Origin of the sequence: Mycoplana sp. BE70 (genome assembly GCF_031455855.1) — a bacterium.
GTDB lineage: Bacteria > Pseudomonadota > Alphaproteobacteria > Rhizobiales > Rhizobiaceae > Mycoplana.
In genome coordinates this window covers 1-22,947 of the sequence record NZ_JAVDTM010000024.1, presented here as the reverse complement: position 1 = coordinate 22,947, position 22,947 = coordinate 1, and the positions used below count along the sequence as shown (strand labels likewise).

General features: G+C 62.0%; 22 protein-coding genes and 4 tRNA genes. 15 read left to right on the top strand and 11 right to left on the bottom strand.

The features are described 5' to 3' along the window. A partial coding sequence (locus J2Y48_RS25245; RefSeq protein WP_310424387.1) for a putative Ig domain-containing protein occupies positions 1–2,583 on the top strand: 2,583 nt, incomplete at its 5' end. Positions 2,584–3,285: 702 nt separating this feature from the next. On the opposite strand, the gene J2Y48_RS25240 is transcribed toward J2Y48_RS25245, so the two are convergent. Further along, a tRNA-Lys gene (locus J2Y48_RS25240) sits at positions 3,286–3,361 on the bottom strand. A 263-nt stretch (positions 3,362–3,624) separates the two neighbouring features. Here J2Y48_RS25240 and J2Y48_RS25235 point away from each other — a divergent pair. Beyond that, the gene (locus J2Y48_RS25235; protein WP_310424384.1) at positions 3,625–4,374 is read left to right on the top strand and encodes a cytochrome c biogenesis CcdA family protein; all 750 of its coding nucleotides are present in this window, start codon (positions 3,625–3,627) and stop codon (positions 4,372–4,374) included. Between the two features lie 102 nt (positions 4,375–4,476). After that, a complete protein-coding gene (locus tag J2Y48_RS25230; RefSeq protein ID WP_310424381.1) occupies positions 4,477–5,439 on the top strand; it encodes an AEC family transporter in 963 nt (320 codons plus the stop codon). Here J2Y48_RS25230 and J2Y48_RS25225 read toward each other — a convergent pair. Next, entirely contained in the window at positions 5,407–6,612 is a 1,206-nt protein-coding gene (locus tag J2Y48_RS25225) for a UbiH/UbiF family hydroxylase (protein ID WP_310424378.1), read from the bottom strand. The genes J2Y48_RS25230 and J2Y48_RS25225 overlap by 33 nt on opposite strands. A 261-nt stretch (positions 6,613–6,873) precedes the next feature. On the opposite strand from J2Y48_RS25225, the gene pcsA reads away from it, so the two are divergent. The 7 genes from pcsA (at position 6,874) to J2Y48_RS25190 (ending at position 14,788) form a co-directional block, all read left to right on the top strand. Then, positions 6,874–7,599, top strand: a complete 726-nt coding sequence (gene pcsA / locus J2Y48_RS25220; protein ID WP_310424375.1) for a phosphatidylcholine synthase — start codon at positions 6,874–6,876, stop codon at positions 7,597–7,599. Positions 7,600–7,617: 18 nt separating this feature from the next. Beyond that, on the top strand, positions 7,618–8,589 hold the full coding sequence (locus J2Y48_RS25215) for a quinone oxidoreductase (RefSeq protein WP_310424373.1): 972 nt from the start codon (positions 7,618–7,620) through the stop codon (positions 8,587–8,589). A 42-nt stretch (positions 8,590–8,631) separates the two neighbouring features. Further along, positions 8,632–10,206, top strand: a complete 1,575-nt coding sequence (locus tag J2Y48_RS25210) for an ABC transporter ATP-binding protein (protein ID WP_310424370.1) — start codon at positions 8,632–8,634, stop codon at positions 10,204–10,206. After that, positions 10,196–11,293, top strand: a complete 1,098-nt coding sequence (locus J2Y48_RS25205) for an ABC transporter permease (protein WP_310424367.1) — start codon at positions 10,196–10,198, stop codon at positions 11,291–11,293. The genes J2Y48_RS25210 and J2Y48_RS25205 overlap by 11 nt, the downstream gene beginning before the upstream one ends. Beyond that, positions 11,293–12,213 (top strand): ABC transporter permease, encoded by a 921-nt coding sequence (locus J2Y48_RS25200; protein WP_310424364.1) that lies wholly within the window; start codon positions 11,293–11,295, stop codon positions 12,211–12,213. The genes J2Y48_RS25205 and J2Y48_RS25200 overlap by 1 nt, the downstream gene beginning before the upstream one ends. A 41-nt stretch (positions 12,214–12,254) precedes the next feature. Next, the gene (locus tag J2Y48_RS25195; RefSeq protein WP_310424360.1) at positions 12,255–13,325 is read left to right on the top strand and encodes a BMP family ABC transporter substrate-binding protein; all 1,071 of its coding nucleotides are present in this window, start codon (positions 12,255–12,257) and stop codon (positions 13,323–13,325) included. A gap of 704 nt (positions 13,326–14,029) precedes the next feature. Continuing rightward, entirely contained in the window at positions 14,030–14,788 is a 759-nt protein-coding gene (locus J2Y48_RS25190) for a FadR/GntR family transcriptional regulator (RefSeq protein ID WP_310424358.1), read from the top strand. Between the two features lie 93 nt (positions 14,789–14,881). Here the strand turns inward: J2Y48_RS25190 and J2Y48_RS25185 are convergent, their stop codons facing one another. From J2Y48_RS25185 to J2Y48_RS25155, 7 genes are all read right to left on the bottom strand, one after another. After that, the gene (locus tag J2Y48_RS25185) at positions 14,882–15,226 is read right to left on the bottom strand and encodes a hypothetical protein (protein ID WP_310424355.1); all 345 of its coding nucleotides are present in this window, start codon (positions 15,224–15,226) and stop codon (positions 14,882–14,884) included. A gap of 81 nt (positions 15,227–15,307) precedes the next feature. Beyond that, positions 15,308–15,649, bottom strand: a complete 342-nt coding sequence (locus J2Y48_RS25180) for a hypothetical protein (RefSeq protein ID WP_310424352.1) — start codon at positions 15,647–15,649, stop codon at positions 15,308–15,310. Between the two features lie 151 nt (positions 15,650–15,800). Beyond that, positions 15,801–15,935, bottom strand: coding sequence for a hypothetical protein (locus tag J2Y48_RS25175; RefSeq protein WP_310424349.1), 135 nt, complete (start codon positions 15,933–15,935; stop codon positions 15,801–15,803). A 168-nt stretch (positions 15,936–16,103) separates the two neighbouring features. Continuing rightward, entirely contained in the window at positions 16,104–16,436 is a 333-nt protein-coding gene (locus tag J2Y48_RS25170; protein WP_310424344.1) for a hypothetical protein, read from the bottom strand. 66 nt (positions 16,437–16,502) lie between these two features. Beyond that, complete coding sequence (locus J2Y48_RS25165; protein WP_310424341.1) at positions 16,503–16,970, bottom strand: hypothetical protein; 468 nt, start codon at positions 16,968–16,970, stop codon at positions 16,503–16,505. A gap of 312 nt (positions 16,971–17,282) precedes the next feature. After that, positions 17,283–17,358 (bottom strand) — tRNA-Thr (locus J2Y48_RS25160). 50 nt (positions 17,359–17,408) lie between these two features. Then, positions 17,409–18,356: a LysR family transcriptional regulator gene (locus J2Y48_RS25155; RefSeq protein ID WP_310424338.1), complete on the bottom strand. Its 948-nt coding sequence runs from the start codon at positions 18,354–18,356 to the stop codon at positions 17,409–17,411. Positions 18,357–18,495: 139 nt separating this feature from the next. On the opposite strand from J2Y48_RS25155, the gene J2Y48_RS25150 reads away from it, so the two are divergent. Then, positions 18,496–19,119, top strand: coding sequence for an FMN-dependent NADH-azoreductase (locus tag J2Y48_RS25150; protein ID WP_310424334.1), 624 nt, complete (start codon positions 18,496–18,498; stop codon positions 19,117–19,119). Between the two features lie 182 nt (positions 19,120–19,301). Further along, positions 19,302–19,580, top strand: a complete 279-nt coding sequence (locus J2Y48_RS25145) for a hypothetical protein (protein WP_310424331.1) — start codon at positions 19,302–19,304, stop codon at positions 19,578–19,580. A gap of 58 nt (positions 19,581–19,638) precedes the next feature. Here the strand turns inward: J2Y48_RS25145 and J2Y48_RS25140 are convergent, their stop codons facing one another. After that, the gene (locus J2Y48_RS25140) at positions 19,639–20,517 is read right to left on the bottom strand and encodes an RNA methyltransferase (RefSeq protein ID WP_310424329.1); all 879 of its coding nucleotides are present in this window, start codon (positions 20,515–20,517) and stop codon (positions 19,639–19,641) included. 214 nt (positions 20,518–20,731) lie between these two features. Between J2Y48_RS25140 and J2Y48_RS25135 the strand changes: the two genes are divergently transcribed. Both J2Y48_RS25135 and J2Y48_RS25130 read left to right on the top strand, forming a co-directional pair. Beyond that, positions 20,732–20,816 (top strand) — tRNA-Tyr (locus tag J2Y48_RS25135). Between the two features lie 24 nt (positions 20,817–20,840). After that, positions 20,841–20,914, top strand: a tRNA-Gly gene (locus J2Y48_RS25130). A 25-nt stretch (positions 20,915–20,939) separates the two neighbouring features. Here J2Y48_RS25130 and J2Y48_RS25125 read toward each other — a convergent pair. Beyond that, complete coding sequence (locus J2Y48_RS25125) at positions 20,940–22,244, bottom strand: polysaccharide pyruvyl transferase family protein (RefSeq protein ID WP_310424326.1); 1,305 nt, start codon at positions 22,242–22,244, stop codon at positions 20,940–20,942. Positions 22,245–22,813: 569 nt separating this feature from the next. Between J2Y48_RS25125 and J2Y48_RS25120 the strand changes: the two genes are divergently transcribed. Beyond that, positions 22,814–22,947: GTP-binding protein (locus J2Y48_RS25120; RefSeq protein ID WP_310423822.1), on the top strand; the 134-nt coding region annotated here is incomplete at its 3' end.

Sequence of the window (22,947 nt, the reverse complement as noted above, 5' to 3'; positions counted from 1 at the left end):
GACCATGTCGGCCTGATCACGGTGAAGGTGACGGCGACGGACGGCTCGGACGTCTCCGTTTCTGACGAGTTCACCCTGACGGTCGCCAACACCAACGACGACCCGACGGTGGCAAACCCGATTGACGACCAGTCGACGGACGAGGATGCACCGTTCACCTTCCAGGTGCCGGCCGACACGTTTGCCGATATCGACGTCGGTGACACCCTGACGCTGACGGCGACGCTTGCGAACGGCGACCCGCTGCCGGGCTGGCTGAGCTTCGATCCGGCGACCGGCACGTTCTCCGGCACGCCGGAAAACGACCATGTCGGCCTGATCACGGTGAAGGTGACGGCGACGGACGGCTCGGACGTCTCCGTTTCTGACGAGTTCACCCTGACGGTCGACAACACCAACGACGACCCGACGGTGGCAAACCCGATTGACGACCAGTCGACGGACGAGGATGCACCGTTCACCTTCCAGGTGCCGGCCGACACGTTTGCCGATATCGACGTCGGTGACACCCTGACGCTCTCGGCGACGCTTGTGAACGGCGATCCGCTGCCGGGCTGGTTGAGCTTCGATCCGGCGACCAAGACCTTCACCGGCACGCCGCTCAACGGCCACGTCGGCACGATCACGGTAAAGGTGACAGCGACGGACGGCTCGGATGTCTCCGTCTCCGACGAGTTCACCCTGACGGTCGCCAACACCAACGACGCCCCGACGGTGGCGACACCGATTGTCGACCAGACGGCGAACGAGGACGAGGCGTTCAGCTTTACGGTGCCGACCGGGACGTTCGACGACGTCGACGTCGGTGACAGCCTGACGCTGTCGGCGACGCTTCCGAATGGCGACCCGCTGCCGACCTGGCTGACCTTCAACCCCGAGACCGGCACGTTCTCCGGCACGCCGGAAAACGGCGACGTCGGCACGATCACGGTGAAGGTGACGGCGACGGACGGCTCGGATGTCTCCGTCTCCGACGAGTTCACCCTGACGGTCAACAACACCAATGACGCGCCGGTGTTCACCTCGGCCGCGGCGGTAAGCGTCTCCGAGAACGGCATGGCCGCCTACACCGCGGTTGCGACCGACGTCGACGCCGGAACGACGCTGACCTACACGCTGTCTGGGGATGATGCCGGCCTGTTCGACATCGACGCGAACAGCGGGGTGGTGACGTTCAAGGTCGCGCCGGACTTCGAGGACCCCAAGGATGCGGACGGCGACAACGCCTACCAGATCATTGTCACCGCAGACGATGGGACGAATACGACGTCGCAGGCCGTGACGATCACGGTGACGGACGTCCTGGAAGTGATCGCCGGTAGCGGCGATGATGATACGCTTGTCGGCGGCGTGGGCGACGATGCCATCGACGCCGGGGGCGGCGACGATAAGCTCGACGGCGGCGAGGGCGACGACATCCTCAGGGGTGGTGCCGGCAACGACATCCTGAGAGGCGGCCTCGGTTTCGACATCCTCGTGGGCGGTGACGGCGACGACACATATCATCTCGAGGACGAAGACGACGTGGTCGTCGACACGGCTGGGAACGACACAATCACCTCGACCATCAGCCGCAGCCTTGCCAACTACACCGGGATCGAGAACCTGACCCTTCTGGGGTCGGCCGCGATCAATGGCACCGGCAACAGCGGCGACAACGTCATCACCGGCAACGACGCTGACAACGTGCTCAACGGTGGCGGCGGGAAGGACACGCTCATCGGCCTCGGCGGCAACGATACCTACATTACCGACGGCGACGACACGATCGTCGAGGCGGCCAACGCGGGTATCGATACCGTCCAGTCCAGCGTCTCGTTCACGCTCGGCGCTAACCTCGAAAACCTGATCCTCACCGGCAGCAAAGCGCTGAATGGGACGGGCAACGCGCTCGACAATGTCATCACCGGCAACAACGCTGCCAACGTGTTGAACGGTGGCGGCGGGAAGGACACGCTCATCGGCCACGGCGGCAACGATACCTATATAACCGACGGCGGCGACACGATCGTTGAAGCGGCCAACGGTGGTATCGATACCGTCCAGTCCAGCGTCTCGCTGACGCTCGGCGCGAACCTCGAAAACCTGATCCTTACCGGCAGTGCGCTGAATGGGACGGGCAACGGGCTCGCCAACGTCATCACCGGCAACCGCGGCGCCAACAAGCTGGACGGCGGTGCGGGCAATGACACGCTCAAGGGCGATGCCGGCAACGACACGCTCAATGGCGGTCTTGGCAAGGACATCCTCACCGGCGGTACCGGCAAGGATGTGTTCGTGTTCAACACGAAGCCGGCGTCGACCAACATCGACACCATCACCGACTTCTCCGTCAAGGATGACACGATCCACCTGGAGAATGGGGTGTTCACGGCGTTGACGAAGGTGGGCAAGCTATCGGCGGCAGCGTTCGCCAAGAACACCAGTGGGCTTGCGGCCGACAAGGACGACCGCGTCATTTACGAGACGGACACCGGGAAGCTGTTCTACGATGCGGACGGCAACGGCAAGGGCAAGGGGGTCCACTTCGCCACCCTGACGAAGAATCTCGCGCTGACGGCGGACGACTTCTTCATCATCTAAGCGACACTTGCCCCCGGCGCCAAACAAGCCGGGGGCAAGCTTTTCGAACGGCCTTGAGCGACAGGGATCACCGTCGGTACCTACCGCACACGAACCGGTCCCGCGCATTGCGGGCCATCGTCGGCAACTGTCGGCATGCCGCCGATGCAGGTTTTGAGTACGCCGGATATCAGCGAGTTGCCGGGCCATGACGAGGCAAGCACAGCGCCGACCTGAAATGGAACTTTGAGCCTGACCGGCGATATCCCAACGTCCAGCCTGACAGACGCGATTAGAGAGTTCCCGGAACGTCGTCGAACGTATCGACGCGATGAACGTCAAAGCGGCGGATCTTCAACACGCTCCGCGATGATGCCGGCATCGGCGCATTCTTTCCCATCCAGCCTAGGCAAGTTTGCCTACCAACAGCCGCTGTGCGCCTTTGACCCGCCGCCTTCTTTAGAGGCGCCGGTAAGCGATCGAACAGTGTCGCTGAGATCCGATCACTGCTATTTCCTCGGCAAGTGTGGAACAACGGAAAGTCAGTTCCGAAGCGTTCGCACCCGACCTTGTCACCTCGGCGGCATCGCCGCGCTTGGGTGGCGGCCAGCAAACTCGAGGGCGTAAGACATGCACAATACGGATCGAAGTTCAGTTGCAGCGGTCGATAAAAGTCGGGAAAAAGTCAGATGAAAAAACTTTTCTGAAGTTTTCAACTTCTTGTGGTGAGCGCGCAGGGATTCGAACCCTGGACCTACTGATTAAAAGTCAGTTGCTCTACCGGCTGAGCTACGCGCTCCCAGGCGGGACGGCCCGCGGAAGTGGGCGGACATATAACAGGCGTCTCTTTTCGGTCAACCCGTAAAATCGCTTCGCCCGCGGCTTTTGCTGCATTTCGCCGCGGTCGCCAAAAGGTGATTGGCTCACAACCACTTGGCCGGCTATGGAAGCAGCGGATGTCCGGCTGCGGATCGGGGTTCGGGGTGATGTCGGTGGCTTGCCACGGCGGATATCGCGGAGTGCCTGACGGCGTACGGGCCGTGTCGTGTGCGAGGTGACTGCTTGTCTATTGCTGAAATATCGCTGCTGAGCGCGCTTCTTGCCGGAACGCTGTCCTTTCTCTCGCCCTGCGTGCTGCCGCTGGTGCCACCTTATCTGTGCTACATGGCCGGCATTTCGGTCGAGCAGTTTCGCGGCGGAACCGTCGCCTCCGACGATGGCCGGGCGCGCAAGGCGGTCCTTTTGTCGGCGCTGTTCTTCACCCTCGGCTTTGCGACTGTGTTCGTCGCCCTCGGCGCCGGTGCTTCGACAATCGGCATGGTGCTGCGGCGCCACCTGGACGTGCTTGCCCAGGTAGGTGGCGTCATCATTGTCCTGATGGGGCTTCACTTCCTCGGAATCCTGCGGATCGGTTTTTTTGCGCGGGAAGCCCGCTTCCAGGGGGGCGGAAAGCCGGCCACGCTTTCGGGCGCCTATATCATGGGCCTTGCGTTTGCCTTCGGGTGGACGCCCTGCATCGGGCCGGTGCTGGGGGCAATTCTTGGCGTCGCGGCCGCACGCGACACGGTGGGAGAGGGGGCCATCCTGCTCGCCATCTACTCGTTGGGCCTCGCCGTTCCCTTCTGGATCGCCGCCGCGTTCTCCGGTTCGTTCATGCGGTTCCTTATGCGCTTCCGAAAGCACCTGGGCACGGTGGAGCGCGTCATGGGCGTACTGCTCGTCCTGACCGGCCTTGCCTTCATGTTCGGTTACATCAGTTCGGTGGCGATCTGGTTCCAGCAGACCTTCCCGATCCTGTCGCAAATCGGCTGAACATCTACCCTGCGATTTCCAATCGAGCGGTTTCGCTTCCCGCCGACTTGGGATAGAGCCGACGGCTGAGATGAGGGAAGGCGTCGGGGATTCGCGGGTCGCATGGCGGAAATAACGGGACTGGTGCTGCCGTTCTTCGGCATGATCCTGCTGGGCTATCTGGCCGCAAAAATCACCCGCCAGCCCGCCGAGGCGCTCGGCTGGCTCAACACCTTCATCATCTACATCGCGCTGCCGGCGCTGTTCTTCAAGCTCGTCTCGAAGACGCCGATCGAGCAGTTGACGCGCGTCGATTTCATTCTCGCCAATGTCAGCGCCACCTATCTGGTGTTCGGGCTGATCTTCGTCGTCGGCCTGTGCCTCAGGCGCGCCACCATCGCCGAGGCCACGGTCCAGGGGCTTGCCGCAGCCTATGGCAACATCGGCTACATGGGGCCGGGGCTGGCGCTTCTGGCGTTCGGCGAGCCGGCGGCGGTGCCGGTGGCGCTCGTCTTCTGCTTCGAGAACATGCTGCATTTCACGGTGGCGCCGGCGCTGATGTCGTTCTCCGGCGGCGACAAGCGGTCGGCTGGCGCGGTCGCCGGTGACGTCATCCGGCGGATCGTGACGCATCCGTTCATCCTGGCGACGGCGGCGGGCTTCGCCGCAGCCTTCCTCTCCCTCGAAGCGCCTGCACCGCTGCAGCGACTGATCGATTATTTGGCGCAGGCAGCCGCACCCTGCGCACTGTTTGCCATGGGCGTGACGCTGGCGCTGCGGCCGCTGAAGCGCGTACCGGCGGAAATCACCTACATCGTCCCGGCCAAGCTCTTGCTGCTGCCGCTGGCGATGTACCTGGTGCTGGGCGCGGCCGGAAACTTCGATCCGGTCTGGGTTTACACCGCCGTGCTGCTCGCCGCACTTCCAACCGCGACGAACGTTTTCGTCATCGGCCAGCAATACGGCGTCTGGCAGGAGCGCGCGTCGGCGACGATCCTGATCACGACGGTTCTGTCGGTCGCAACCGTCACGCTTCTGCTCTACCTGATCAAGTCAGGCCTGCTTCCGGGTGACCCGTTCCCTTAGGGAATCGCGGAAGGCCTTGAGCGAGCCGCCGGGCTCGACGCCTTCGCGCATCACGACACTGCGGAGCGGCCCGATCGCAGAAAGCATGTGCAGGCCAGCCGTGCGCAGGATCTGTATCGGCAGGAAGCCTGAAAGCAGCGAGCGGTTGAGCAGGTCGACGCTGGCGGTGCGGCTCTGGATATCGGCGCGGCGATGACGATCAAAGGCCTCGCCGATCGTGGTGAGCGGCTGGCCCGGATCATTCAGGAGTTCGCGCAGCGCCATCACGTCGCGCAGGCTGAGGTTGAGCCCCTGGGCGCCGATCGGCGGAAAGGCGTGGGCGGCCTCGCCGAGCAGCACCACCTGGCCCTTGCCGAACCGGTCCGCCTGCATGCCGGAGAGCGGGAAGGTTTGCGGCGGGGCTTCGACGGAGACGGCGCCGAGTATCGATTGCATGCGCTCCTCGACGGCACGGCTCATTTGGTCAAGCGGCAGCGCGCGCTTTGCTTCCGCCTCCGCTGGCGACAGCACCCAGACAAGGCTGGAGCGGCGGCCGGGCAATGGCACCTGCGTGAAGGGGCCGCTTTCAGTGTGAAACTCGGTCGAGATGTTTGCGTGTGGCAATTCATGCGTGAAGTTCAGCACAAGCGCCGTCTGCGGATAGGTCCAGGTACGTGCGGAGATACCGCTCTGGCGCCGGACCTCGGATTGGCGGCCGTCTGCGCCGACCACCAGGTTTGCCACGACCGCACTCCCATCGGCGAGATGCAGCTCGACCGCGTTCCCGGCGAAACCGAGGCGCTCGAGCGTTGTTGCAAAGCGGGTGATCGTTTCGCGCTTGGCGATCCGGCGTTCGAGATTTTCCAGGAATGGAGCGTTGGGGATGTTGTAGCCGAATGCTGGAAGACCGACCTCGCTGCACCGGAAGCTGACCGGCGGGGCGCGGAAGAGCCGCGACGTGCCGTCGAGGATGCGCATCGTCTCGAGGGGCGCTGCGACGTTCTCGATTTCGTCCCAGAGCCCGAGTTCCCGGACGAACTCGATCGAATGTGCCATCAGCGCCGTCGTGCGTCCGTCGTGCGGGCGCGCGGCGGGGGCGACCAGCGCCACGTTTCGGCCCGAATCGGAGAGGGCCAATGCCGCGAGATTGCCGGCCAGGCCGGCGCCGACGACGGCGATATCAAAGGCTTTCATGCGTTGTACTTCTTTCAAGTCATTCTTACCCACAGAAATGCCTGCAGGTCTTTTTTGGCAAACTAAGCCCGAAATCTGGCAAAATCCATGGGTTGAAACGGCGCAGGTATGCCGCGCGCCTGCGACGTGCCGGCCTGCCCCCCGATTTTCGCTGGAAGCCGCGGCCAATCGGTGCATATTACGGGCGAAAAGTGCGCTGTCAGCAGGTAAGGCCGCACAATTCAGAAGGCGGGGTGCCCGACGGGGCAAACAAGGCAGGCGATGAAGTTTTTCAATTACCGACGCGTTCCCTATGCCGAGATCCGGGCCTTTTCCGTGCATATCCTTACGGCATCAGGCTCCTTCCTGGCCTTTCTCGGTGTCGTCGCCGCCGCCGAGCATCGCTTCGTCGACATGTTCTGGTGGCTGGGCCTTGCGCTTCTGGTCGACGGCATCGACGGGCCGATCGCCCGCAAGGTGCGGGTGAAGGAGGTCCTACCGAACTGGTCGGGCGACACGCTCGACAATGTCATCGACTACGTGACCTACGTGCTGTTGCCCGCCTTCGCGCTCTATCAGAGCGGCATGATCGGCGAACCGTGGTCGTTCGTCGCCGCAGGCGCGATCGTCGTGTCCAGCGCCATTTACTATGCCGACATGGGCATGAAGACGGATGAGAACTTCTTCTCCGGTTTCCCGGTCGTCTGGAACATGATCGTCTTCACGCTGTTCGTCATCAAGGCGAGCGAGGTGACGGCATCGATCATCGTCTTCGTGTCCGTCTTTCTCACCTTCATGCCGATCAGCTTCCTGCATCCGGTGCGGGTGCAGCGGCTGCGGCCGCTCAATCTGATCGTCTTCTTCGCCTGGGCGGCGTTTGGCGTCTACGCGCTTTTGCTGCATTTCGAGACGCCGCAATGGGTGGTGCTCGGCGTTGTTGGAACCGGGATCTATCTTTACATTATCGGCGCGGTGCTGCAGTTGTTCCCGCGTCTCGGAAAACACTGATCCCTGGGGAGAAGTCAGGTGACACAGGCTATCGTCATCCGGTCGCTCGGCGGTCCCGAGGTGCTGAAGGTCGAAGAAGTCGAGTTGTCGGCGCCCGGACCGGGCGAGGTCCGCATCCGCCAGGCCGCGATCGGGCTGAACTTTATCGACGTCTATTTCCGGACCGGCCTCTACAAGACCGATCTGCCGTTCATCCCCGGCAAGGAGGGTGCGGGAACCGTTACCGCCCTTGGCGAGGGCGTGACGGATTTCGTCGTCGGAGATCGTGTCGCCTACGCCTCGGCCGATGGCGCCTATGCGGCCGAGCGCAACATTGCCACCAGGCATCTGGTCAAGGTGCCGGATGAGATCTCGCTGGAGACCGCGGCGGCGATGATGCTGAAGGGCATGACGGCGCAATACCTGCTGCTGCAGACCTTTCCGGTAAAGCCTGGTCATGTGATCCTGTTCCACGCGGCGGCCGGTGGCGTCGGCCTGATCGCCGGCCAGTGGGCGAAGGCGCTCGGAGCGACCGTCATCGGTACGGCCGGATCGAAGGCGAAGATCGATCTGGCGCTGGCGCACGGCTACGATCACGTCATCGACTACACCAAGGAAGATTTTGCCGCGCGCGTGCTGGAACTGACCGGCGGCGAGAAATGCGACGTGGTCTATGATTCCGTCGGCAAGGACACGTTCCCGACGTCGCTGGACTGCCTGAAACCGCGCGGCATGTGGGTCAGTTTCGGCAATTCCTCCGGTCCCGTCGATGCCTTCAGCATCGGGTTGCTGGCGCAGAAGGGCTCGCTGTTTGCCACCCGGCCGACGCTCTTCCACTACATCGCGACCCGCGCCGAGCTAGACGCATGTGCAAATTCCCTCTTTGATGTTGTGCGCAGTAACAAAGTGCGTATCAATATAAATCAGACTTATCCGTTGGCGGAAGCGGGGCGCGCCCACGCGGATCTGGAAACAAGAAAAACAAGTGGAACGACGCTGCTTGTTCCCTGACGCTGCAGCGGACGGGAAGAGTTGCGAGGAAAGAGGGGCATAGTGTCAGTCGCTGGAGCGTCCGCGGACAGGCCATTGCTGGCCGTGCGCAACCTGACGAAGCTTTTCGGCACGTTTGCCGCCTGCAACGGGATCGATCTGGAAATCCAGCCGGGCGAGATTCATGCGCTTCTCGGCGAGAACGGTGCCGGCAAGTCGACGCTGGTGAAGATGCTGTTCGGCGTGCTCGAGCCGACGGACGGGCAGATCTTCTGGAAGGGCGAGGCGGTTTCGATCGGAAGTCCGAGTGCGGCGCGCAATCTCGGCATCGGCATGGTCTTCCAGCACTTCTCGCTGTTCGAGGCGCTGACGGTTGCCGAGAACATCGCGCTGTCGCTGCCCCCAAAAATCTCGCTGGCCAAGGTCGCGGAGGAGGCTGCGCGTCTGTCGCGCGTCTATGGCCTGCCGCTCGATCCGAACGCGCACGTGGCCGACCTGTCGGTCGGCGAACGCCAGCGCATCGAAATCGTCCGCGCGCTGCTGCAGAACCCGCAACTGATCATTCTCGACGAACCGACCTCGGTGCTGACGCCGCAGGAGGCAGACCGGCTGTTCGAGACGCTCGCCAAGCTGAAGGCGGAGGGACGTTCGGTCCTCTATATCAGCCACCGGCTGGAGGAGGTGCAGCGCATCTGCGACCGTGCCACCGTTCTTCGCCATGGCAAGGTGACCGGTGATTGCGACCCGCGGAAGGAAACGCCGGCCTCGCTCGCCCGCATGATGGTCGGAAGCGACGTGGCAACCATTACGGCGGAAGGCACGCACACCAAGGGCGACGTGCTGCTCGAGGTTGCTCATCTCGGCGTCGCGGCCCGCACGCCCTTCGCTGTCGCACTGAAGGACATCTCGCTGAAGGTGCATGGCGGAGAGGTGCTTGCGATCGCGGGTGTTGCTGGCAACGGGCAGGGCGAACTGTTCGATGCCCTCTCGGGCGAGTTCCCCGTCCGCGATGCCAACGCCGTCCGGATCCGCCAGCGGCCGGTCGGCAGGCATGGCATCACCCCACGGCGCCTGATGGGAGCGAGCTTCGTTCCGGAAGAGCGTCACGGTCATGCGGCCGTCACCGGCATGTCGCTTTCCGATAACCTTGTGCTCGCCCGCAGCCAGTCCGATCGCGCGGCGTTCCTGGGGGGCGGCGTGCTTGGCATCATCAAATCCGTGGCCGTCCGTCTGGCCTCCCGGCGAATTTCGGAAACGATGGACGTGCGCAAGAGCGGTGAAGATCCGCTGGCCGGTTCTCTTTCCGGCGGCAACCTGCAGAAATACATCGTCGGCCGCGAGCTGGATCGCCGGCCCGCCGTCCTCGTTGTCAACCAGCCGACCTGGGGCGTCGATGCCGGTGCCGCCAGCCGTATCCGTCAGGCGCTCGTCGATCTCGCCAAGGCGGGATCAGCCGTGCTCGTCATCAGCCAGGACCTCGACGAGATCTTCGAGGTCGCGACGGAAATCGCCGTCATCAGCGAGGGGCGGCTGTCGGCGTCCTATCCGGCCCGCGACATGACGCGCGAAAAGATTGGTCTTCTCATGGGCGGGATGCACGACAAGACAGAAGGCGCGGAGGCTGCCCATGCGCATTGAACTCGAAAAGCGGCCCACTCCATCGGTTCTCTACGCGGTTCTTTCCCCGTTCGTCGCGCTGGTGCTGACGGTGATCACCGGCGGAATCATGTTTGCCCTGCTTGGCAAGGATCCGATGAGCGCGCTCTACAGCTTCTTCGTCGAGCCGCTGCTCGACGTCTGGTCGCTGCATGAGATCGCGATCAAGGCCGCTCCCCTGATCCTGATCGGCGTCGGTCTTTCCGTTTGCTATCGCTCCAACAACTGGAACATCGGCGCGGAGGGGCAGTTCATCATGGGCGCCATCGCCGGTGCGATCGTCCCCGTGGTCTTCCACGACTGGCACTCACCGCTGGTGCTGCCGCTGATGCTGATCTTCGGCATGATCGGCGGAGCGCTCTATGCCGCGATCCCAGCCTTCCTCAAGGCGAACCTGAACACCAACGAGATCCTTTCGAGTTTGATGCTGGTCTATATCGCCCAGCTCTTCCTCGACTGGATCGTGCGCGGCCCCTGGCGCAGCCCGGAAGCCTACAACTTCCCGATCACGCGCGACTTCGCTCCGGAAGCCGTGCTGCCGGAGATCCTCGCTTCCGGCCGCACCAATCTCGGCTTCGTCTTCGCCATCGTTGCGGCCCTCCTTGTCTGGTTCATGATGCGTTACACGCTGAAGGGCTTCGAGATCACCGTGCTCGGCCAGTCGGAACGGGCAGGGCGCTTCGCCGGCTTCTCGTCGCGCCGGATGATCTGGTTCTCGATGCTGCTGTCGGGGGCGCTTGCGGGGCTCGCCGGCATCTCCGAGGTCAGCGGCAATATCAACAAGCTACAGCCGATCATTTCGCCTGGCTACGGCTTCACTGCGATCATCGTCGCCTTCCTCGGCCGCCTCAATCCGATCGGCGTCATTATCGCCGGCCTGGTCCTGGCCCTGACCTATGTGGGCGGGGAAGCGGTGCAACTGACCCTCAGCGTCTCCGACAAGGTAACCCGCGTGTTCCAAGGGCTGTTGCTGTTCTTCGTGCTGTCGTGCGACACGCTCATTCGATACAAGATCCGGCTCGTCTTTTCAGGCAGGACGGCTGCGGTGGCGCAAGGCGGGGCCGAATAATGGGAATTGTCGAAGCGATCCTGCTGACCGTCATCACCGCGGCGACGCCGCTGGTGTTGGCAGCGCTCGGCGAACTGGTGGCCGAGCGCTCCGGCGTCCTCAATCTCGGCGTTGAGGGCATGATGATCATGGGCGCCGTGCTCGCCTTCGCCGCGACCGACGCCACGGGCTCTCCCTACATCGGGATTCTTGCCGGGATCGCCGGCGGGGCGTTGTTCTCGCTGCTTTTCGGGTTCCTGACGCTGACGCTCGTCGCCAACCAGGTGGCGACCGGCCTGGCACTGACGATTCTCGGCCTTGGTGTTTCCGGTCAGATCGGTGAAGCCTATGTCGGCATGTCCGGGATCAAGCTTCCCGAAATCACCATCCCGCTGCTCTCCGAGATACCGTTTTTCGGTCGTTTGCTCTTCAAGCAGGACCTGATCTTCTACATCTCGATTGCGCTCGTCGCCGGCGTGAACTGGTACCTGTTCAAGAGCCGTTCGGGGCTGAAAATCCGGGCGATTGGTGATAACCATGCCTCGGCGCACGCGCTCGGCATCGGCGTTATTCGTACCCGCTATCTCGCTGTTCTGTTTGGCGGCGCCTGCGCCGGTCTCGCCGGTGCGCAGCTGTCGCTCGTCTATACGCCGCAATGGGTGGAAAACATGACGGCGGGCCGGGGCTGGATCGCGCTTGCGCTCGTCGTCTTCGCGTCCTGGCGGCCTTGGCGCGTGCTTGCCGGCGGCTATCTCTTCGGGGCCGTCTCCATCAGCCAGTTGCACGCGCAGGCGCTCGGCCTCGGCATCCCCTCCCAGTTCCTGTCGGCACTGCCCTATGCGGCGACGGTTGTCGTGCTCGTTCTGATATCGCACAATCGGCGGATGACGCTGATCAACACACCTGCATCGCTGGGAAAACCCTTCGTGCCGGATCGATGAAGAAAATACCGCACATCAAGTCTCTAACCATTGAGGTCGAAATGAAAAAGCTTTTACTCGCACTCGCAACCTCGGCCGCCGTGCTCGGCTTTGCCGCCGGCGCCAGCGCCCAGGACAAGACCAAGATCTGCTTCATCTATGTCGGCTCGAAGACCGACGGCGGCTGGACGCAGGCACACGATATCGGCCGCCAGGCGCTCCAGGCCGAGTTCGGCGACAAGATCGAGACGCCCTTCCTCGAGAACGTTCCGGAAGGCCCGGATGCCGAGCGCGCCATCGAGCGCATGGCCCGTTCCGGCTGTGCCCTGGTCTTCACGACCTCGTTCGGCTTCATGGATGCGACGATGAAGGTCGCCGAGAAGTTCCCGGATGTGAAGTTCGAGCACGCCACCGGCTTCAAGTCCGCTCCGAACGTCGCCACCTACAATTCGCGCTTCTATGAAGGCCGCTACATCCAGGGCCAGATCGCCGCGAAGATGTCGCAGAAGGGCGTCGCCGGCTACATCGCCTCGTTCCCGATCCCCGAAGTCGTCATGGGCATCAACGCCTTCGTCCACGGCGCGCAGTCGGTGAACCCGGACTTCAAGGTCAAGGTGATCTGGGCCAACACCTGGTTCGATCCGGGCAAGGAAGCCGACGCGGCCAAGGCGCTGATCGACCAGGGCGTCGACATCCTGACGCAGCACACCGACACCACCGCGCCGATGCAGGTCGCCGCCGAGCGCGGCATCAAGGCCTTTGGCCAGGCCTCCGACATGATCAAGGCCGGTCCGGAGACGCAGTTGACCGCGATCGTCGACACCTGGGGCAACTACTACATCAAGCGCACCAAGCAGCTGATGGACGGCACCTGGAAGTCCGAGCAGATCTGGGATGGCCTGAAGGACGGCATCCTGACGATGGCGCCCTACACCAACATGCCTGACGACGTGAAGAAGATGGCCGAGGAAACCGAAGCCAAGATCAAGTCGGGCGAACTGCATCCCTACACCGGCCCGATCAAGAAGCAGGACGGCTCGGATTGGCTGAAGGAAGGCGAGAAGGCCGACGACGGCACGCTGCTCGGCATGAACTTTTACATCGCAGGCGTGGACGACAAGCTGCCGCAGTAGGCGGAACGGGCCGTCGCTTTAACGGTCGGCCCTTCTCGCTCTATCGACTTGGAATGACCCCGGGAGCCGGCCGGCTGCCGGGGCCATTTGCGTCGGTACTTTCGAGTGGCCTTCGCGCTAGGCCGGTCGGCATACGCTGCCGGGAGGAGGACGCAGCACCCTGGTCGACGTCGCATGCTCGCTGTCGTCACGTGGGTATGCTGATGGACCCTCGCAGCCGCTTCGGGACGACGCCTCCCGCTTGGCGCCAGTTGTCGATTGCGTAGGTTAGGTCCGCCGGACGATCAATTTCATCTAAGGTTGTCCGGTTCCTTGCCGTTCTTTCGGGAATCATCTTACGCTCTGGGCGTCGACACGTTTGCCCGCTCGATGCCGGTTGGTGTAACGGGTTCGATCGTGGCAGTGGTGATTGGGGGAGCGCTTCTGACAATCAGATCCGGCTTCGTGGGGGACGCTGATCGGCATCTGCATCGCCGGGCAGACCTGCTCATCCGGATGATGTGCGAAGATATTGATTGGCCTTCTGCTTTTCGGGTCTATGCTTGTGTAGACGGGGCTTTTAGCCCTCGTGCGAAGAACGGCAGGCGGTTAGCCTGAGGGTAGTGGAACCCGACCTCTAGTCTTAAGGGGACTGCCTGACCTGATTTGAACATTGCGGCCAGTGCATCGAGGGAGTGTTGGCGGCAGGGAGAGGATAGGACCGATTGCGCAAGGGGTTGCTCGAAACCGTCATCACAGGGGCAAGTACGCGTACCAGTCATGCGCAGGTCGTCAACGAACTGGGGCGTGCCATCGTCGCTGGCGAATTTCCGGTTGGATCGACGTTGCCGGGAGACGCCGAACTTGCCGCCCGCTTCAAGGTATCGCGGACGGTGCTGCGCGAAGCGATGAAGACGCTGGCTGCCAAGGGGCTGATCGTGCCGCGGGCGCGGATCGGCACCCGTGTCACGCCGCGAGCGCAGTGGAACCTTTTCGACAGCGACATCCTGACCTGGCAGCTTGCGAAAGGCGTCGACGAGGCTTTCCTGCTGGATCTCAGCGAGGTCCGGCTGGCATTCGAGCCGCACGCCGCCGCTCTCGCTGCGCGATTTGCCACCGATGCCGATATCAGCCACATGATGCGCCTTGCCATGGCGATGGGCGATCCCGAGCATACGGCGGAAACGCTGGCCATGGCCGACCTGAAATTTCACCTCAGCGTGCTCGAGGCTTCCCGCAATCCCTTCTTTCGCACGATCGGCAGCCTGATCGAGGCAGCGCTCGTCGGCGTCTTCCGGCTCAGTTCGCCGGCCAGGGATCGTGGCAAGATCGACGATGTCGCCGCCTCTCATATCCGCATTGTCGAGGAAATCCGCCGCCGCGACGAAACGGGCGCCCGTCGGGCAATGGAGAATGTCATTCGCGTCGGCCGTGAACGCGTCGTCGATGCACTGACCGAGCGCAGTCAGCCGCAGACCCAATGAAAGCGGCTTCGCCAGGGGCGAAAACTGGAGTAGGTGAGTTGTTCTGCACAACCCGCTCACACGCCGGCCGGATGGATCTGCGCTCAGCGGCGCTCAATCGTCGTTGCTGGCATTCAGGTCCTCAGGTCGCAGGCCGTCCTCGGCGTGGTGCTCGACCTGCGCCGCCCCCATCGACTGATAGAGGTTGAACAGTGCTTCGCTCGCGCGCGAGGCATAGCGGAACCACTCCGCGTTTCCGGCGATGGCGGGATGGTGCAGGAGGTGCTGGTCCAGAAGGTCGAGCACGATCGAAGCCGTATGGGTCGCCTCATGGAAGCCGGTGGTGCCCGGCGCGTTGCGGAAGAGGAGCTCGGCCGAGGTTGACTGCTTGACCCGCGCCAGTTCGGTCACCAGCTTCACGCGTTCGTCTTCGAGTTCGACATCGCTGCTTTCGATCATGGATGCAGTCTTGCACAGGCTCGACAGCCTGTCGAGCGCATGTCTTCGCCGGGGAGATCGCGGCGCGGCCGCCACCGAGCGTCAGGCCAGGCTCCGGGCGACATCGATGACGATCGACAGAAACATGCCCGAAGCCGTCAATACCAGTCCGATTGCGAACTTCCGCGTGCCGGACTCGAACACGTTTCGCTTCAGCGAATTGAGACGAAGCAATTGCCAGAGCGCCAAACCCTGAAAGACGATGCCGGCCGAGATGAGGGCGAGCGTCGGCAAATCATCGATGCTCCATTCGTTGGGGTTGTTTGTCCAGGAGTTCAGGAAACCGAGCGAGAAGGCGAGCACGATGCCGAAAACGGTGATGTTGCCGTTTCGGAAGAGGACATCGATATTGCGCTCGCCTTCCGGTCCGTCGCTATGAGCCATGCCGCCTCCAATGAAAGAGCGATCGGGGTCGCTGCGATACCATGCCCCTTCACAGCGGCTGGGTCGCCCGGTTGCCGGCAATGGTCACCACAGCGTACCCTCTGCGAGTGCGGGCTGCTGCAATGCGATCCGGCGGTCCGAACAAAAAACACTAAAAGCGCGGCGAGGCTTCGTCATGGTGCTGCGGACGATGCTGCTCACGCTGGCGCCGCATGCCGTAGGCGATCAGGACACCCAGCATGGCCGAACCAAGAACGACAGCAAACAGTGCGAGAAAATTTTCCATGACATGCTCCTCCCTTGCTTGAGGATAGCATGCGTGCCCGGTAGGCGGGAAGCCGTGGGGAAGGCGCCTTCGGGTGAGCCAGGTTCGTCAATTCGTGGTGCCGGCGAATGGACGAGCTGCGGCTCGCCCGCCCGATGTCAGGCACCAGGCGAATACAGGACCCTGAGCCTAGTAGCCCCCGCCCATGCCGCCACCGCCGCCTGCGGATTTGCTTTCATGCCCTTGGGACGAGGTGGTGCTGTATGTATTGGCTCGTTCGCTCGCACACCCGGCAAGCGACAGCAGGACCAGTGCGACGGCGGCAATCAGAACGCGGTGGGTCATCGAAGCCTCCAGCGCCGCGGCAAGCGGCGAGGCAATTGTCCTCTCCTGGTGTGCCGTAGACAATCCCTCGGGATCAGCACCGCGTGCGTTGGATGAGGCTTTCGGCCGAACCACCCGCATGTCGTTAGAGCCGTGCAGGTTTCCGGCCGACCCATCGCCGCGTCTATCAGGCGCCATTCTTGTCTCGGAATGCCAGGGCCTGGCGTTGTCACCGCCCTGGCGGGCAAGGGCAAGTGGATTGCTCTAGAAAAGGTAGAAACGAGCTGGTGGCCCGGCAACCACGCCGCCGGTGAAGATAACTTCGATGCGCGTTAGCGGTTGGTTGGTAACGAGAAATCCGTGGGTCTCATAGCCGACGATGGTGTTGTTGCCATGGGCAAACGTTGTTTGTCCGGTTCCGGTAATCTTTTGAGACGTCGGTCCGACGGCCAATGTATACTCAAGCATAAAGGTAGCGTCCTGGCCCCAGCCATTTCGGCCCGAGTAGAACCCTGAATTGTCCCACTCTCCCGCTCCGGCATGTCCATTCATCAGGACGAAACCCTGGTATCCGGCGCCCGCGCCATTCACCCGTATCAGCATTCTCCGGTCCGCGGCCTGTGCGTTCAATTCGCCGGTTGCGAATACCTTCACGCAGCCGTTGCTGATGCCGCTGTTTGGCGTAAAGGCCAGAGAATTCCCGCCGAACTGCGCTTCTCCAAGAAACTGCATCCCCATTTCCGCCCCTCCAGTTTGTAAAAGGATAGACATCAAAAAATTACAGTGTTCGCTGATGATATGCGTTATTAAGGTTGCAGGTAATATTTTATGCAATCATTGAGGGTTGTCGTGTTGCCGCCAGCAAGCCGTGCGAGCTACTAATGATATCGCTCTAGCAAAGCATGGACCGAAGACGATGCGGATCCACGACGATGTCCGTTTTTTCTTTAAGTGGAGTTGTCACTGCAGGTAGCAGCCACCACGAGAAAATTAGTAGGAACTGGAAAGGAATAAATGCGCATAAGCAGTTTCAGCGCGAATAAATGGTGCCCCCAGAGAGACTCGAACTCCCGACCCCCTGATTACAAATCAGGTGCTCTACCAACTGAGCTATAAGGGCACACCGGGAGGGAGTTAGCATATCTGGCCCGGCTGTAAAGGAAAAAAACGTCAGATCGTCCAGTCGGCCGTTTCGGCCGGGCGCGGGATGACGTACTTGCAGCCCGCCATCGAACGCGGCAGGTTTTCCGCGAGGAAGTCGATGAGCGCCCGCACGGCCGGCAGCATGCCGTGGCGGGAGGTGAAGGCCGCATGGATCGACGATTCCGGCGAGGCCCATTCCGGCAGCACCGGCTCGAGCACGCCGCTGTTGAAGCCGCGCTCGGCGATCCGGTCGGGAAGCAGGCCCACGCCGATGCCTTCGATCACCGCCCTTTCAAGGATGCTGAAATCGATGCACGACAGGACCGGATTGTGCGCGATGTCACGGAAGCCGCCGTCTGCGTCGACAAGCGTCCAGACCGCCCGCGTCGGCTGCTCCTGCATGGCAATGGTCGGCAGTCGGGAGAGGCTTTCGAGCGTGATCGGCCCGTGCCGGGCAACGAAGGCCGGACTGGCGGCCAGATACTGGCGCGCGTCGCCGAATTTCCGCACGACGATCGATTGGTCACCCTCGTAGCTTGCCCGCACCCTCAGTGCCACGTCGATCCGTTCCTCGATCAGGTCGATCGGCCGGTTCGTCGTCAGGATCGAAAGCCGCACGCGCGGATATCGTTTCAGGAACAGCGGGAGGATATCGGCCAGCATCGGCGCAAATCCGAGCGGCATGGCGAGGCGGATCGGGCCGGCCGGTTCGGACATGGCTGCGGCGACAATGGATTCGGCCTCCTCCACGCCGGCGAGGATCGTTTCGCAGCGTTCGTAGAAAGCTTCCCCGATATCGGTCACGCGCAGCTTGCGGGTCGAACGCTCGAGCAGCCGCACGCCCAACTGCTCCTCCAGATGGGCGACGCGTTTGCTAATCTTCGATTTTGGCATGCCAAGCGCGTTCGCTGCCGCCGTGAAGCCCTTGTGCTTCACGACCGCGGCAAACAGCGCGAGATCGTTGAGGTCCTGCATGGAAAGGTCCGGTTCGACGCTAGAGCCTTCATTATTGTTTCCCCCGGGAAACAGTCAATCGGTTTTCCGGCCTCTAATCGGGCGATTGTGCTCGGCGCATATCAGAAGCACCCAATCTTCAATCAAAGGTGCTACGCGCATGAACGTCCTTCATATCGACTCCGGAATTCTCGGAGACCATTCCGTGTCCCGTCGCCTCACCGCAGCGATCGCGGCAGAGGTCGTCGCCAACCATCCAACTGCCACGATCACCTATCGCGACCTTGTCGCCGATCCGCTGCCACACCTGACCGGCGCGCATCTGATGGCCGCCAACGCAAAGCCGGAAGACCTCGACAGCCAGATTTCCGCCGACGTGGCCGCAAGCGCTGCCGTGCTCGAGGAATTTTTAACCGCCGACACGGTCATCATCGGCGCGCCGATGTACAATTTCGCCCTTCCGAGCCAGTTGAAGGCGTGGATTGATCGCATCGCCGTCGCCGGCAAGACGTTTCGCTACACTGAAAACGGTCCGGAGGGGCTCGCGAAGGGCAAGAAGGTGATCGTCGCGTCCACCCGCGGTGGCCTCTACAGCACCGGTCCGGCGGCGGCCATGGACCACCAGGAAAGCTATCTCGGGACGGTCCTGCGCTTCATAGGAATAACGGATGTGGAGATCGTCCGCGCCGAGGGCCTCAACCTCGGCGCCGATTCCAAGGCAGTCGCCATCGCCACGGCCGAGCGGACCATTGCCGGCTTCGGCAGTCTGAAGCTTGCGAGCTAAGGCAACGCGGTCGAAAACCCGTCGACCCGCCGGAGCGGTATTACCGGCGGGTTTTTCATTGTGCGAGGCGCGCGGGTATTTTCGCGTGAGCCGCTTGGTCACGGTGGGGCGACCCGAGCCGTCTCGACAGCGGCGAAAAAGGGCATAGACTTGAGTACTGGAGAGGGCAGCGGAGGTGATCGATGCGGCCCGTTGCGTGCTTGACGATCCTGTTGGCCTTGTTGGCGTTGCCGATCGAAATCGCGGTGGCAGGTGGGCTGGGCGGCACCCTCTGCACCTGCCGCAACCGAGACGGCAGCCGGCACCAGCTCGGCTCGCTCGTGTGCCTGAATGTCGACGGACGCCGCTATCTCGCCCGGTGCGAGATGGCGCTGAACGTGCCCAACTGGAAGAGGGTGCAGGACAGTTGTCCCGTTGCGGCTGGCGGTCGTCTTTTGCAGAGCCTTCCAGCTGCGCTGTGATCGGCTAACTAGATTCGACCAAATCAAGGAGACCGGCGGCGTAAAGGCCGGCAGCCCGTTACTTCACCAGAAATTGCCGGGCTGCGTAGAGGGCAATCGCTGCCGCGTTGGAGACGTTCAGCGATTTGATGGCGCCCGGCATGTCGAGGCGGGCCAGCGCCTTGCAGGTCGCCCGGGTCTTCTGCCGCAAACCCTTGCCCTCCGAGCCGAGCACCAACGCGATCTTGTTGCCCGAAAGCGTCGCCTCGAACGGCTGCGGCCCCTCGGAATCGAGCCCCACGGAGTAGAAGCCGAGCGCGTGCAGTTCCTCCATCGCCTCGGCCAGATTGGTGATCTGGATGTAGGGGATGAGTTCGAGCGCGCCTGAGGCCGATTTTGCAAGCACGCCCGATTCGGTCGGTGAATGGCGCATGGTGGTGATCACCGCTCCGGCGCCGAAGGCGACGGCGGTGCGCAGGATCGCGCCGACATTGTGGGGATCGGTGACCTGATCGAGCACCAGGATCAGCGGACTTTCCTTTAGCGCACCCAGCCTGCGGACGGGCAGCGGGCGGGTTTCCAGCATCACCCCCTGGTGGATCGCCTCGGGGCCAAGCACCTTGTCGATGTCGGATGGCAGCACGGTTTCGACCGGATAGGGCAGGGTGGCCGGATCGGGCAGCTCAAGGCGCTGGGCGGCATTCTGGGTCACCGACAGCTTGATGATGTGCCGTTCGGGATTGTCGAGGGCGGCGCGCACGGTGTGCAGGCCATAGAGGAAGACCTGATCGGGGGCGAGCGCCGGCGCTTTCCAGCCTTCCGCCTGCTTGCGGCGGCGGTCGTCCTTCGGCGTCGGGATCTCGCCGCGCTCGCGCCGCTGGTCGCGGTGCGCGCGTCGAAGATTGGCGTAATGGGTGTCCCGGCCGCTGCGGCCGCCGCCTGCATCATCTTTGCTCATGCCGCCTTATAACCGCCGGCGCAAAATCCGCAAATCCAATGATCGCTTTGGGATCGTCGTTGCGAATTGTTTTTCCCAACTTTTTCCAAAACATCGTGTTGACAGGAGGAAACGGGCCGGTCATATACGCGGCGCAGATCGAAGAGGCGCCTTGCTTCGGCCGGAACCGCTCTTAGATCTCAGATGCTTGGTCGCTTGATCCCGACAGAAAAATGGAGGGATGCCCGAGTGGTTAAAGGGGACGGACTGTAAATCCGTTGGCTATGCCTACGCTGGTTCAAATCCAGCTCCCTCCACCATTCTGTTGGTATGGATCGAACGCCGCGGGTATAGCTCAATGGTAGAGCAGCAGCCTTCCAAGCTGAATACGCGGGTTCGATTCCCGCTACCCGCTCCAGTTCCATCATCCTATTTCCACGTCCTTACGATTTCGTGCCGATGCTGTAGGCGTGCCTGAGAAAGGCTTCGTAGTCATGCGATTGGTGAGGACGAGCTGGGCTGCAGCCGTGCAGCAAGGTCTCCGCTAGGCTGGTGATGTCTGATTCCGGATGCGCAAGGCGAACAAGAGGGGAGTACTGCGCCAACCACTGGTTCTTGTGGGTCCTGACATCGAATAGCACACTGGGCACGCGGCACAGCGCGCTTAAGATCGCCATGTGATAGCGGCCGCCAATGTGCAGGCGGCACTGCGACACGACGTCGGCGGCCATTTCAATGCGGGCTGTTTCGGCAAAGATCCCGCCTCTTGCAATCACCTCGCGTTCAAAAGCGGCAAAACGATCGGCGGCGCGCGTGAGGACGACGGGGCGCAGGGAGAGGGAATCACAGGCGCGCAGCGCCGACTTGAAAATCCGAACATCGTCTCCTTCGTTGTTTCGCGCGCCCGTTGTGATCAGGCAGCCGTCACGGTCGCTGACATCGTCCGGTGCGATCCGAAGGAAAGCGGCATCGGGCAAGAACGTTATGTCGTGATGCTTGGCCGAGACCTCGTCTCGGGCCGCCACGAACCGCAGCGATTTGAACAACTGCTGCAAATAGTCGTCCCGCTCGTCCCGATAGACGGGTATCGTTCCGTTGAGGACCGCATACGGTTTCCCGAGCCGCTGTGCGACCATGACGGGCGTGAAGAACGTGGCGAGTCCTTCCAGTGAGGTCTCGTCGTCAAGCGAACCTTCGGGCTGGAGAAGGATGAAATCCGAGGCGACGATGGTGTCGAACGCGCTTTGTCCATACGCATCCAGCAGTCGTTCTTGCAGCAAAGTCGCCTCGGGCTCCCGAACAACGCTCGATCTGAACTCCTTACGAAAAGCGGCAAAGTCAAAACCGATTGAGGTTATTGCCGCATCGGGGAGCGCCCGCCGTATCGTCTGCTTAAGTCCCTGGCTTGTCAGGCGGCAGCCAATGTTGACCCTGAAATCCGTATCATTGAACAACGCGACGTTGATCCGGCCTTCGGCTTTCCGGCTCCGGGAGATTTCCTGGACAAAACTCTTGTAGGTCGCCCAGTATTGCGCGACATCGCGGTCCAGGATCCGCTCACATATGGCCAGTGCATCGTCATGCATCTCTTCTTTGACAAGAAGCGCGGCGGCACGGCGAAGTTTTGTGCAGTCCTGAGGCCTCTTGCTGGCCGATTTCACAAGGTGGTATGCGAATTTGGCCTTTGCCTTTCCCCGGTAGAGCTTGGCCATACGCCAGTGGAAAGAAGAAATAGCGTTGCTTATCATTGCTGCAATGCCCTTATGTCAGAAATTAATTCCAAGGTCATCAAGCGCATGTAACGGGAATCGTTCTACACGCAACATGCACTAGAAGCGTACGCACGGACAACGGAAGACAAGTAAAGATCGGGCTTTGCGCACAAGGAATTGGCTTTTCGGGTCGCACGGTTTGGCGGCGCGATGAAGGCAGCGTGGCGAACTTGAACCCGCGGGCGCGTCAGTCCGGCGATCCGAGGAGCAGGTTTTACAGGGAATCACCAGGACCTCATGAACTGGCGGCCGATTAAGTTGAGGACATGGTCTACGGCTTGCCACGGCTTATGATATCGAACTTGTCTCGATATTCATTCGGTTGATCAAAGGAAATCGGCAAGCCCATGAATAAATGCAGCAAGTACTAAATGTAGGTTGTGGAATAATCTTCCAGTGGTCCAACCTAAATTACGCAACCGTCCGCAACGTCCGCGGCCGCACAACTCTCTATTTAAGGCTTGCGCATTCCTTGCGAAAGCCTTAAACGGCTGCCAAACCGGAAGGGCCGGTTAAGCCCAAGTTTCGTTTACAGGAAGAATGAAATGGCAAAAGGTAAGTTTGAGCGCAACAAGCCTCACGTAAACATCGGCACGATCGGCCACGTCGACCATGGCAAGACGTCGACGACGGCGGCGATCACGAAGTACTTCGGCGAGTTCAAGGCGTATGATCAGAT